Origin of the sequence: Streptomyces olindensis (genome assembly GCF_040645895.1) — a bacterium.
In the GTDB taxonomy this organism is placed as follows: Bacteria; Actinomycetota; Actinomycetes; order Streptomycetales; family Streptomycetaceae; genus Streptomyces; species Streptomyces olindensis.
The window spans coordinates 15,141-27,750 of record NZ_JBEYZD010000018.1 but is presented as its reverse complement, the minus strand read 5'-3'; the positions used below and the strand labels follow the sequence as shown (position 1 = coordinate 27,750).

General features: G+C 70.7%; 8 protein-coding genes. 5 read left to right on the top strand and 3 right to left on the bottom strand.

Features of this window, described 5'->3' with window-relative positions:
- Positions 1-65: 65 nt before the first annotated feature.
- Positions 66-1,628, bottom strand: coding sequence for an APC family permease (locus ABZ948_RS13990; RefSeq protein ID WP_359759225.1), 1,563 nt, complete (start codon positions 1,626-1,628; stop codon positions 66-68).
- Between the two features lie 184 nt (positions 1,629-1,812).
- Entirely contained in the window at positions 1,813-2,394 is a 582-nt protein-coding gene (locus tag ABZ948_RS13985) for a hypothetical protein (protein ID WP_359759393.1), read from the bottom strand.
- A gap of 403 nt (positions 2,395-2,797) precedes the next feature.
- On the opposite strand from ABZ948_RS13985, the gene ABZ948_RS13980 reads away from it, so the two are divergent.
- From ABZ948_RS13980 to ABZ948_RS13960, 5 genes are read left to right on the top strand one after another with little or no spacing between them, the layout of a single operon-like run.
- Positions 2,798-5,896 (top strand): sensor histidine kinase, encoded by a 3,099-nt coding sequence (locus ABZ948_RS13980; RefSeq protein WP_359759224.1) that lies wholly within the window; start codon positions 2,798-2,800, stop codon positions 5,894-5,896.
- Positions 5,893-6,327, top strand: a complete 435-nt coding sequence (locus tag ABZ948_RS13975; protein ID WP_359759222.1) for a roadblock/LC7 domain-containing protein — start codon at positions 5,893-5,895, stop codon at positions 6,325-6,327. Before ABZ948_RS13980 ends, ABZ948_RS13975 begins: the two co-directional genes overlap by 4 nt.
- A gap of 9 nt (positions 6,328-6,336) precedes the next feature.
- Entirely contained in the window at positions 6,337-6,732 is a 396-nt protein-coding gene (locus ABZ948_RS13970) for a DUF742 domain-containing protein (protein ID WP_010046285.1), read from the top strand.
- Between the two features lie 24 nt (positions 6,733-6,756).
- A complete protein-coding gene (locus ABZ948_RS13965; RefSeq protein ID WP_359759220.1) occupies positions 6,757-10,407 on the top strand; it encodes a hydantoinase B/oxoprolinase family protein in 3,651 nt (1,216 codons plus the stop codon).
- Positions 10,388-10,993 carry a GTP-binding protein gene (locus tag ABZ948_RS13960; protein WP_359759218.1) on the top strand — a complete coding sequence of 202 codons (606 nt, stop codon included), beginning with the start codon at positions 10,388-10,390 and terminating at the stop codon, positions 10,991-10,993. The genes ABZ948_RS13965 and ABZ948_RS13960 overlap by 20 nt, the downstream gene beginning before the upstream one ends.
- 85 nt (positions 10,994-11,078) lie before the next feature.
- Here ABZ948_RS13960 and glpK read toward each other — a convergent pair whose 3' ends face one another.
- The gene (gene glpK / locus ABZ948_RS13955) at positions 11,079-12,599 is read right to left on the bottom strand and encodes a glycerol kinase GlpK (protein WP_359759216.1); all 1,521 of its coding nucleotides are present in this window, start codon (positions 12,597-12,599) and stop codon (positions 11,079-11,081) included.
- Positions 12,600-12,610: the final 11 nt, after the last annotated feature.

Sequence of the window (12,610 nt, the reverse complement as noted above, 5' to 3'; positions counted from 1 at the left end):
GCTCAGGCATCCTCGTTGGCTCAGGCATCCTCCGGCATGCGTACTCATGGGTCCTCCTTCGGCCGTCAGTCGGCCGCGGGGGTGGTGACGGGGGCGGTGGCCGCGGCGTCCGAGCGGTGCTCGGCGAGCACGCCGGTCCGGTGCCGCTGGACGAACCAGTAGTAGGCGAAGCCGCCGCCCGCGATGACGGCGACGAACAGCACCGCGCCCCAGCGCAGGTACCAGTGGTAGGGCTCCGTGGCGTTGTAGACGGCGGCCCGCGGCCAGATCAGGTTGAGCGTCATGGCCCCGCCCCACAGCACGGCCACGATGTTGACCGGCAGCCCCCAGCGGCCCAGCGAGAACCGGCCCCCGTCCGCGGGCTGCCACTTCCCCCGCAGCCGGGCGACCAGCAGCGGCACCGTGACGCCCAGGTAGGCGAGGTAGATCATGATGATGCCGATGCTGGTGACGACGGTGAAGATCTGCGGCTGGCGGATGTTGACCACCAGGATCGACAGCGCGAGAAGCCCGATGATCACGGTCGGCAGGACCGGCGTCTGGAACCGCGGATGACACTTGGCCAGCTTCGCGGACGCGGGCAGGTTGTTGTCGCGGGCCATCGCGAACGCCAGCCGGACCGCCGCCGTGTGCACCGCCAGCGCGCACACCGTCACCGCGATCAGCACACACCACAGCATCGCCTTGCCGGCCGTCGGTCCGAGCACGTCGAGCACGATGTACTGCAGACCGTCCGTGGACAGCTTCTCGCCGCTCAGACTGGACACGCTCATCAGGGCGAGCAACAGGATCAACCCGCCGAGGACGAAGGACGCGACGATCGCCCGGATGATCGCGCGGGGCGCGTTCCTGGTCGGGTCCAGGGACTCCTCGCCGAGCGAGGCGGCGGTGTCGAAGCCGTACATGACGTACGCCGAGGCCAGCGAGGCCACCAGGAAGGCACCCAGGTACCCGTTTCCGTATCCCGCGCCGGTGCCGTGCGTCTCCATGACGACCTGGGGACCACGCGTGATGTGGACGGCGAAGAGGACGATCAGTACGACGGTGGCGATCAACTCGATGAACACGCCCGCCGTGTTGATCCGGGCCATCAACTTGACGCCGAAGGCGTTCACCAGGGTGGTGAACAGGATCAACACCGCGGCCAGGATGACCGCGTTGGTCGCCACGTCATAGGTACCGGTGCCGTCCCCCACGAACTGGAAGAACGACGAGATCTGCGGCAGCGTCAACTGGTAGGCCAGCGCCACGGCCGATATGGACACGATCGAGGCGATCAGCATCATCCAGCCGGCGAGCCAGCCCAGGTGGGGATTGCCTATCTTCTTCGACCAGTTGTAGACGGATCCCGCCACGGGATAGCGGGCGGCCAGCTCCGCGAAGCAGAGGGCGACCATGAACTGGCCCACGAAGACCATCGGCCACGACCACCAGTAGGCGGGGCCGCCGCTGCCATAGCCGAAGTAGAACAGCTGGAAGGTGCCGGTCAGGATCGAGATGTAGCTGATCCCGGCGGCGAAGGTGTGGAAGTTGCCGAGAGTCCTCTTGAGTTCGGGTCTGTAGCCGAACTCGGTGAGTTCGACGTCGTCCTGGCCGTGTGGGTCTGTCGACTGCGAGGGAGCTGTCATGGGCGGTTCCTCGATGCGTGTTCCGCAGGTCGCTTTCGATCGGTCGAACCAACCCTGAGGGGTGGGGCGGGTGTCGCGCCAGATGCGCTACGAGGCCGCACCTTCCTACGAGCGCCACACCTGCCCTACGAGCGCCACACCTGCCCGACGAGCGCCACACCTGCCCGACGAGCGCCACACCCTCTTACGAGTGGGACAACTGCCCGGCCCCGCCCCGTCGGCGTATCCGCTCCTGCGCCCGTTCCGCCGCACGTGCCTGACGCCGGGCCCGGCGCCGCTCGCGGCGGAGGGCCCTTGCCGTGCTGCTCGGCATGGAGACCACCCCGTTGCGCTGGTTCCAGACCTGGCGCGTCACCCACACGTCGAGCGCTCCCCACGTGGCCACGATCGTGCTGACCACACTGCTGATCACCATGGGAAACGCCAGCCAGGACCCGGCCATCGTGCACAGGAAGGCCACCATCGCCTGAATCAGCGTCACCGCGATGAGCAGGACCGCCCGCACAGCCGAAGTCCGCACCGGATCCGGCAACCGGCGCCGCCGCGCCGGCTCCTCGACCCACAGGGGCCGGTAGTACTGCTGCTCGCGTATCCCACGGCCCGCCTCGGAAGCCGGAACTCCCGCCTCACGCGCCCTTGTCCCTGCCTCGGCAGCCGGGGTGTCGTGACCGATCGCCTCGGTATCCCGATGCCTCGTCACCTGCGCCCCGCCAGCCCTGGGCGCCCCGCGCCGCTCCGCCGTGCCCATCAACGTGTCACTCCCCACCGCCGGCAGACCGCTCGCCCGCATCCGAAGACCCGTGCTCCCCAGTGGCTGCCCGGCTTGCGCTGTTTTACGCCGCCCGGGTTCGGGATGCGGCTCCTGTGGCCCATTCCGCCCCCATTTCCCGTAGTGAAGGACGAACAACCCGCCACGAAGATTCCCAAGGACCGAAAAATTTCAGCCAACCGCCCTGGCCGACAACGAGGATGGGCCCGTACGCTCACCATCGGTTTCGGGGAGACAACTCCTGCAATGCCCGGACAACTCCCCACACCTCGTGGCTGGCGCGGAAGTTCAGCCTCCGGACCGGTCTTCGAGTTCCCTGTGCGTCGGTAGTAGGCTCGCGCCGTTTGTTGACGCACATGTGTACCCCCGGTACGGCCGGGGGCCCGAGCTGGGGGAGGCCATGCGCTTTCGCGGGAAGTCCATCCGCCGGAAGATCGTGGCGCTGCTTCTCGTGCCGCTGGTGTCCCTGACCGCGATCTGGGCCTTCGCCACCGTGCTCACGGGACGCGAGGCGGGCGACCTGTTCAACGTGTCGTCCGTGGTGGAGAAGATCGGCTACCCCGTCGAGGACACCGTCCGCGTCCTTCAGGAGGAACGCCGCCAGACCCTCGTCTACCTCGCCGACCCCCGCGCCTCCGACGGGCTCGCCGCGCTCCGGCGCAGCCGGTCCGCCACGGACGAGGCCGTCGGCAGCATCCGCGAGAACGCCGAGAATCCGGACGTGCGCGACGCGATGGGCCAGGACACCGACGAGCGGCTCACCGCGGTCCTGGACGCCTTCGACGGCATCGAGTCGCTGCGCCGCAGTGTCGAGGACGGCACCGTCAACCGCTCCCAGGCTCTCGACCTCTACAACCGCCTGGTCGACCCGTGCTACGCCCTGCTGGCCAACCTGCACGTGGTCGACAACGTGGAGCTGGACAAGCAGTACCGCGCGCTGGTCAACCTCGCCCGCGCCCGTGAACTCCTCTCCCGCGAGGACGCCCTCCTCGGCTCCGCCCTGATCGTCGGCAGGATCTCGCACGCCGAAGAGCGCGACATCTCCGACCTCGTGGCCCAGCGCACCCTGATGTACGACGTCAACCTCCAGCTGCTGCCCGTCGCGGAGCGCGACCGCTACGAGAGCTTCTGGAAGAACGCCTCCTCCGCACCGCTGCGCGTCGCCGAGGAAGCCGCCCTCGACTCCGGAGCCGGAACACCCCGCGGCGTCACCGCGAAGAGCTGGGACAGCGCCGCCGGGAACGTGCTCGACGAACTCGGCACCCTCAACGACCAGGCCAACGACCGCTACCAGGACCGCGTCCACCCGGTGGCCATCGGCGTCATCGCCAAGGCGGTCATCGCGGGCGCGCTCGGCCTGATCGCGCTGCTGCTCTCGCTCTTCCTGTCCGTACGCGTCGGCCGCACCCTCATCCGCGACCTGCGGCAGCTGCGCCTGGAGGCCCACGAGGCGTCCGGGGTGCGGCTGCCCAGCGTGATGCGCCGCCTCTCCGCGGGCGAGCAGGTCGACGTCGAGACCGAGGTCCCGCGCCTGGAGTACGACAAGAACGAGATGGGCGAGGTCGGCCAGGCCCTCAACACCCTCCAGCGCGCCGCCGTCGAAGCCGCCGTCAAACAGGCCGAACTCCGCGCCGGTGTCTCCGAGGTCTTCGTCAACCTCGCGCGCCGCAGCCAGGTCCTGCTCCACAAGCAGCTCACCCTGCTCGACGCCATGGAGCGCAGGACCGAGGACACCGAGGAACTCGCCGACCTGTTCCGCCTCGACCACCTGACCACCCGCATGCGCCGGCACGCCGAGGGCCTCGTGATCCTCTCCGGCGCCGCGCCCTCCCGTCAGTGGCGCAAGCCCGTCCAGCTCATGGACGTCGTCCGCGCCGCTGTCGCCGAGGTCGAGGACTACGAGCGCATCGAGGTCCGCCGCCTCCCGCGTATCGCCGTCACCGGCCCGGCCGTCGCCGACATCACACACCTCGTTGCCGAACTCCTGGAGAACGCCACCGTCTTCTCCCCGCCGCACACGGCCGTCCAGGTCCTGGGCGAGCGGGTCGCCAACGGCTTCACGCTCGAGATCCACGACCGCGGCCTCGGCATGGCCGCCGAAGCGCTCCTGGACGCCAACCTCCGGCTCGCCGAGACGCCGGAGTTCGAACTGTCCGACACCGACCGGCTCGGCCTGTTCGTGGTCAGCCGTCTCGCCCAGCGGCAGAACGTCCGGGTCTCCCTGCAGCCTTCCCCGTACGGCGGCACGACCGCCGTCGTCTTCATCCCCGACGCGCTGCTCACGGACGACGTCCCGGACACCAACGGCCTGGGCTTCCGGCTCGACCGGCCCCAGCTGGCCAGGGAGAGCGAGCCGCAGGACAGCCGTCGCGCCGCGCTGTCCCAGGCACCCGCCCCACGGCCCGGCCTGCCGGCCTCCCTCCTGGACGGACCGGTCGAGCTGGAGGCTCCCGTCGACCTGGACGCCATCGGCGACTTCCCCGGCGCCATCGAGGACGAGGACAGCGAACACGGCGGCCTCTTCCGCCCGCGCCACTCCCTGACCCGCGCCCAGGACGATGCGGCCGGCCGCCGCGCCGACCCGCACCAGCAGGGCGCCGACTCCCGCAGCGCACGGGACCGCACGGACACGGGGGACGAGCTGAGCGCTCCGGTCCCGCTGTCCCGCCGCCACACCCCCAAGCTGGTCAGCTCGCACGGGCGCCCCGTCACCGAGCAGCGCCCCCGGCGGGGGAAGACCGAAGAGGAGACCCCGGGCACGGGCCGAGCGGAGTCGGAGGCCACGTCCTCGCTCCCCTCGCGTCGCCGGGGTGAGGAGCCGGCGAGCGGCCGGGGCACGGGCCGGACCGGGCCGGAGCCCACGTCCGCCCTTCCGGTGCGCCGCCGCACCGAGGGCTCCCCGGCCGGCGGCGAGTCGCAGCCGGACGCGCCGCCGCCCCTGCCGGCCCGCCGCCGGGGGACGGACTCCGCTCGCCGGGGCATCGGCGCGGACGGCCGGAACGAGGACCGCACCGAATCCCCTGCCTCGCCCGGCAGCGCCGTCGGCGACGGGGCGGAGCCGCCCTCCCTTCCCCGGCGGACACGCCGCGCGGAGATCGCTTCGAGCGGCCCGGAAGCCCCCGACCGCCTCTCCGGCACCCCGGCAGAGATGCCCGGCGGGCCCATGCGCCACCGGGCCGGCTCCGGATCCACACCCCAGGAGACCGGCTCGGCAGGACGGGGGGACGCCCCCCGGTCCGCACCCCAGACGCCTCGCTCCGGCACCGCGCCGCTGCCCCGGCGCGTCCGGCAGGCCAACCTGGCCCCGCAGCTGAAACGGGGCCCCGAGCCTCGGACGGAGGCCAGGGCCGAGCCCGCCGAACGCGACGCCGAGCAAGTACGCAGCCGGATGGCCTCGCTCCAGCGCGGCTGGCAGCGCGGCCGCGAGGAGAACGCCGCGGGCGATGCCGCCCACAGCGGCGCAGCACGACAAGGAACGACAGAGGGGGACGGTCGATGACCGCACCGAAGGCGACCGGCCACACCGCGAACAGCAAGGGGGAGCTGAACTGGCTCCTCGACGATCTCGTGGACCGCGTCGCGAGCATCCGCAAGGCCCTCGTGCTCTCCGGCGACGGTTTGCCGACAGGGTTGTCCAAGGACCTGACCAGGGAGGACAGCGAACACCTCGCCGCCGTCGCCTCCGGGTTCCACAGTCTCGCCAAGGGCGTGGGACGCCACTTCGAGGCCGGCAACGTCCGTCAGACGGTCGTCGAGCTCGACGACGCCTTCCTGTTCGTGACGGCCGCCGGCGACGGCAGCTGCCTCGCCGTCCTCTCGGACGCCGACTCGGACGTCGGCCAGGTCGCCTACGAGATGACACTGCTCGTGAAGCGGGTCGGTGTGCATCTGGGCGCCGCTCCGCGCACCGATCTGCCCGCAGGCGGGTAGTGGGATGACATGAGCGCTGACGGTCAGGGAAGAAGCCACTGGTTCGACGACGAGGCCGGACCGGTCGTCCGTCCGTACGCGATGACGCGCGGCCGCACCAGCAGCCAGGGCCAGCACCGGCTGGACCTGATCGCGGTCGTGGTCACGGAACCGCACGCGGACGACCCGGAGGCCGACCACATGCTCTCCCCGGAGCATGTGGACATCGTCGAACTGTGCCGTGACGTCCCGCAGTCGGTCGCCGAACTCGCAGCGGAACTCGACCTGCCGATCGGGGTGGTACGGGTCCTCGTCGGAGATCTCGTGGACGCGGAATTCGTCCATGTGAACCGGCCCGTGCCCCCTGCCGAACTGCCGGACGAGAGTATTCTGCGCGACGTGATCAACGGCCTCCGGGCGCTGTGAGCAGCGCGGAAGCGGGGTACTGACGTGACTGGCTGGCAGTTCTGGGTCGACCGGGGCGGCACCTTCACGGACGTCGTCGCGCGGCGCCCGGACGGCCGGCTGCTCACGCACAAGCTCCTGTCGGACAACCCGGCACGCTACGCCGACGCCGCGGTCGAGGGCGTCCGCACCCTGCTGTCCGGCTCCACCGACCCCGTCGAGACCGTACGCATGGGGACCACGGTCGCCACCAACGCCCTCCTCGAGCACAAGGGCGAACGCACCCTCCTGGCCATCACCCGCGGCTTCCGCGACGCCCTGCGCATCGCCTACCAGAACCGCCCGGCCATCTTCGCCCGCCGTATCGACCTGCCCGAGCTGCTGTACGAACGGGTCGTCGAGATCGACGAGCGTATGGACGCCGACGGCACCGTCCTGCTCGCGCCCGATCTGGACGCCCTCGCCGGGCCCCTCCAGGAGGCGTACGACGACGGTATCCGCGCCGTCGCCGTGGTGTGCATGCACAGCCACCTCCACCCCGCCCACGAACAGGCGGTCGGGGAGCTCGCCGCCCGCATCGGCTTCCCGCAGATCTCGCTCTCCAGCGAGGCCAGCCCCCTGATGAAGCTCGTCCCCCGCGGGGACACCGCCGTCGTCGACGCCTACCTCTCGCCCGTACTGCGCCGCTACGTCCGGCACGTCGCCGACGAACTCGAAGGCGTGCGGCTGATGTTCATGCAGTCCAACGGCGGTCTCACCGAGGCCGGGCAGTTCCGCGGCAAGGACGCCATCCTGTCCGGCCCGGCCGGCGGCATCGTCGGCATGGCCCGGATGTCGCAGCTCGCCGGCTTCGACCGCGTCATCGGCTTCGACATGGGCGGCACCTCGACCGACGTCTCCCACTTCGCGGGCGAGTACGAACGCGTCTTCACCAGCCGGATCGCCGGCGTCCGGCTGCGCGCCCCCATGCTGGACATCCACACCGTCGCGGCCGGAGGCGGCTCGGTCCTGCACTTCGACGGCTCCCGCTACCGCGTAGGGCCGGACTCGGCGGGCGCGGACCCGGGACCCGCCTGCTACCGCGGGGGCGGCCCGCTCGCCGTCACCGACGCCAACGTCATGCTCGGCCGCATCCAGGCCGCCCACTTCCCGAACGTGTTCGGCCCGAACGGCGACGAGCCCCTCGACGAGGCACTCGTCCGGGACCGCTTCACCGCCCTCGCGCGCGAGATCGGCGAGCGGACCGGCGACGACCGCACCCCCGAGCAGGTCGCCGAGGGCTACCTGCGGATCGCCGTCGCCAACATCGCGTCCGCCGTGAAGCGGATCTCCGTCCAGAAGGGCCACGACGTCACCCGTTACGCCCTCACCACGTTCGGCGGCGCGGGCGGCCAGCACGCCTGCATGGTCGCCGACTCCCTCGGCATCCGCACCGTCCTCGTGCCGCCCATGGCCGGTGTCCTCTCCGCGCTCGGCATCGGCCTCGCCGACACCACCGCCATGCGCGAACAGTCCGTCGAGGCACCCCTGGAACCCGCCTCCATGCCCGGCGTCCGCAAGACCGCCGAAGACCTCGAAGCGGCAGCGCGCGCCGAACTCCTCGCCGAGGACGTCCCCGAGGATCGCATCGAGGTCACCCGTCGCGCGGAGCTCCGCTACGACGGCACCGACACCACCCTCACCGTCGAGCTGACCGAGCCCGACACCATGCGGCGGGCTTTCGAAGAACGTCATCGCGCCACGTACTCCTTCACGCTCGACCGTCCGATCGTCGTCGAAGCCCTCTCCGTCGAAGCCACCGGCATCACCGAACCCCCCGATCTCTCCGCTCTCGCCCCCTACGAGGCCGCCCCGGACGGCAGCCCCGCGCCGCCGCGGACCGTCCGCCTCCACACCGGCGGATCCTGGCGCGACGTACCCCTCCACCGCCGCGAGGACCTTCCCCCCGGCGACCCCGTCACCGGCCCGGCGATCATCACCGAAGCCGGCGCGACGACCGTCGTCGACGACGGCTGGCGAGCCGCGGCGACCTCTGACGGGCATCTGCTCATGGAACGCGCCGCGATTACGCAGAGTTCCGACCTCGACACGAGAGTCGACCCGGTTCTGCTCGAGGTCTTCAACAACCTCTTCATGTCCATCGCCGAGCAGATGGGCGCCCGGCTCGAGTCCACCGCCCAGTCCGTCAACATCAAAGAGCGCCTGGACTTCTCCTGCGCCCTCTTCGACCCGGACGGAAACCTGGTGGCCAACGCCCCGCACATCCCCGTCCACCTGGGATCGATGGGGACCAGCGTGAAAGAGGTCATCCGCCGGCGCGGCCCCCGCATGCGCCCGGGCGACACCTACGCCGTCAACGACCCGTACCACGGCGGCACCCACCTGCCCGACGTCACCGTGATCACCCCGGTCTTCGGCACCCCGTCGACGGGCAACACGGAGAGTGACCAGGAGATCCTCTTCTACGTCGCCTCACGCGGCCACCACGCCGAGATCGGCGGCATCGCCCCCGGCTCCATGCCCGCGAACAGCCGCACCATCGAGGAGGAAGGCGTCCTCTTCGACAACTGGCTGCTCGCCGAGAACGGCCGCTTCCGCGAGGACGAGACCCTCCGCCTCCTCACCGAGGCCCCGCACCCCTCCCGCAACCCGAAGACCAACCTGGCCGACCTGCGCGCCCAGATCGCCGCCAACCAGAAGGGCGTCGACGAGGTCGGCCGCATGATCGGGGAATTCGGCCTCGACGTCGTCCAGGCCTATATGCGGCACGTCCAGGACAACGCCGAAGAAGCCGTGCGCCGCGTCATCGACGCCCTCGACGACGGCGAGTACGCCTACGAGACCGACTCGGGCGCCGTCATCCGCGTGACCGTGCGCGTGGACCGCGAGAACCGGGCCGCGACCATCGACTTCACCGGCACGTCCGCACAACTGCCCACCAACTTCAACGCGCCCCTCTCGGTCGTCAACGCGGCGGTCCTGTACGTCTTCCGCACCCTCGTCGCCGACGACATCCCCCTCAACGACGGCTGCCTGCGCCCCCTGACCATCGTCGTACCGCCCGGCTCCCTGCTCGCGCCCGAGCCGCCGGCCGCCGTCGTCGCGGGCAACGTGGAGACCTCCCAGGCCATCACCGGTGCCCTCTACGCCGCCCTGGGCGTCCAGGCCGAGGGCTCCGGGACCATGAACAACGTCACCTTCGGCAACGCGCGCCACCAGTACTACGAGACCGTCGCCTCAGGCTCCGGAGCGGGCGACGGCTTCCCCGGCGCACCCGTCGTCCAGACCCACATGACCAATTCACGCCTCACCGACCCCGAGGTCCTGGAGTGGCGACTGCCCGTGCGCCTCGAGGAGTTCGCGGTCCGGCGCGGCAGCGGCGGCGCCGGACGGTGGCGTGGCGGGGACGGTGCCGTGCGCCGGATCCGTTTCCTGGAGCCCATGACCGTCTCCACGCTCTCGCAGCACCGCCGCGTCCCCCCGTACGGTATGGCGGGCGGTGAGCCGGGCGCTCTCGGTGCCAACCGGGTGGAACACGCCGACGGCACGGTGACCGGCCTCGGCGGCAGCGGCTCCGCGGACGTCGTCACCGGCGACGTACTCGTCATCGAAACCCCCGGCGGCGGAGGCTACGGCCCGCCGTCGCCCGACCCCCATCAAGCAGGAGAAGAGATCGATGATCTTCGGGCGTTCTGAGCGCGGCAAGCCTCCGGTCGAGCCCGTCACGCTCAAGATCCTGGTGGCCGGCGGCTTCGGCGTGGGCAAGACCACGCTCGTCGGCGCGGTCAGCGAGATCAGGCCGCTGCGCACCGAGGAACTGCTCACCGAGGCCGGGCGCCCGGTCGACGACATCAGCGGCGTGGAAGGCAAGCACACCACGACCGTGGCCATGGACTTCGGCCGCATCACGCTGCGCGAGGACCTGGTGCTGTACCTGTTCGGCACGCCCGGACAGGAGCGGTTCTGGTTCATGTGGGACGAACTCTCCGAGGGCGCGCTCGGCGCGGTCGTGCTGGCCGACACGCGACGCCTGGAGGACTGCTTCGCCGCCGTCGACTACTTCGAGCGGCGCGCCATACCGTTCCTCGTCGGCGTCAACTGCTTCGAGGGCGCCCCGATCTACCCGGTCGAGGACGTCCGCCAGGCCCTCGACCTGGATGACGGCGTACCGCTCATGATGTGCGACGCCCGCGACCGCGAGTCGGTCAAGGAAGCGCTCATCGGAGTCGTCCAGCACGCGATGGCCTACGCGGCCGACCGCCGCCAGACCGTGACCTCCTGACCGGGCCGACCGGCGGGCACGGCCCGTACCCCCGCCGACGGGGGTACGGGCCGCAGTCGGAAACGGCCCTCCACGCGCGCGTGGTTCAGCTGTCGCCGTCCTCCTCCCAGCCGAAGCTCCGCTCCACGGCCTTGCGCCAGTTGTGGTACTCGCGGTCCCGCACCGACGCCTCCATGGACGGCGTCCACTCGACGTCCTTCTGCCAGTGCGCCTTGAGTTCGTCCAGGTCGTTCCACACACCGGTGGCCAGACCGGCCGCGTACGCGGCGCCCAGACAGGTCGTCTCGGAGACCTTGGGCCGCACCACCGGCACGTCGAGCACGTCCGACTGATGCTGCATCAGGAGGTTGTTCTTCGTCATGCCGCCGTCGACCTTCAGGGTGGTGATGTGCACCCCGGAGTCCTGGTACATGGCGTCCACGACCTCGCGCGTCTGCCAGCTCGTCGCCTCCAGCACCGCGCGCGCGAGGTGCGCCTTCGTGACGTACCGGGTGAGACCGGTGACCACACCACGCGCGTCGGAGCGCCAGTACGGCGCGAACAGGCCCGAGAACGCCGGAACGATGTACGCGCCGCCGTTGTCCTCCACACTCGCCGCCAGCGGTTCGATCTCGTCGGCGGTGCGGATGATGCCCAGCTGGTCGCGGAACCACTGCACCAGCGCGCCCGTTATGGCTATCGACCCCTCCAGGCAGTAGATCGGCGCCTCACTGCCGATCTTGTACCCCATGGTCGTCAGCAGGCCGCTCTTCGACGGCACCGGGCGGTTGCCCGTGTTGAGCAGCAGGAAGCTGCCCGTGCCGTACGTGTTCTTCGCCGTGCCCACGTCGTAGCAGGCCTGTCCGAACACGGCCGCCTGCTGGTCGCCCAGCGCCGAGGCCACGGGGACGCCGGCGAGCTGGCCGACGGCGGTGCCGTACACCTCCGCGGAGGATTTGATCTCGGGCAGCATGGCCTCGGGAATGTTCATCGCCGAGAGGATCGAGGAGTCCCACTGGAGGGTCTCCAGGTTCATCAGCATGGTCCGGCCGGCGTTGGTGACGTCGGTGACGTGCTGACCGCCGTCCGTGCCGCCGGTGAGGTTCCAGATGAGCCACGAGTCCATGGTGCCGAAGGCGATCTCACCGCGTTCGGCGCGCGCCCGCAGGTCGGGCACGTTGTCGAGCAGCCAGGCCGCCTTGGGCCCGGAGAAGTAGGTCGCCAGCGGCAACCCCGTCTGCTCGCGGAAACGGTCCTGCCCGTCCGATCCGCCCAGCTGGTTGCACAGCGCCGCCGTCCGCGTGTCCTGCCAGACGATGGCGTTGTGCACCGGCTTGCCCGTCGCGCGGTCCCACAGGAGGGTCGTCTCCCGCTGGTTGGTGATGCCCATCGCGCTCAGCTGGTCGGCGCGCAGTCCGGCCTTGGCGATCGCCCCGGCGACCACCGCCTGGGTCTTGGACCAGATCTCGGTGGCGTCGTGCTCCACCCAGCCCGGCTTGGGAAAGATCTGGCGGTGCTCGCGCTGGTCGACGGCGACGATCGCGCCGTCCTGGTTGAAGACGATGCAGCGGCTCGACGTGGTGCCCTGGTCGATCGCTGCGACGTACTTCTCGGCGTTGTCCGTCATGAGTACCCCTC

Excerpts from the sequence above, each read along its gene's own strand:
- ABZ948_RS13960 (WP_359759218.1), top strand. The coding sequence starts at position 10,388 with ATGATCTTCGGGCGTTCTGAGCGCGGCAAGCCTCCGGTCGAGCCCGTC.
- ABZ948_RS13970 (WP_010046285.1), top strand. The coding sequence starts at position 6,337 with ATGAGCGCTGACGGTCAGGGAAGAAGCCACTGGTTCGACGACGAGGCC.
- ABZ948_RS13975 (WP_359759222.1), top strand. The coding sequence starts at position 5,893 with ATGACCGCACCGAAGGCGACCGGCCACACCGCGAACAGCAAGGGGGAG.
- ABZ948_RS13980 (WP_359759224.1), top strand. The coding sequence starts at position 2,798 with ATGCGCTTTCGCGGGAAGTCCATCCGCCGGAAGATCGTGGCGCTGCTT.
- glpK (WP_359759216.1), bottom strand. The coding sequence starts at position 12,599 with ATGACGGACAACGCCGAGAAGTACGTCGCAGCGATCGACCAGGGCACC.
- ABZ948_RS13990 (WP_359759225.1), bottom strand. The coding sequence starts at position 1,628 with ATGACAGCTCCCTCGCAGTCGACAGACCCACACGGCCAGGACGACGTC.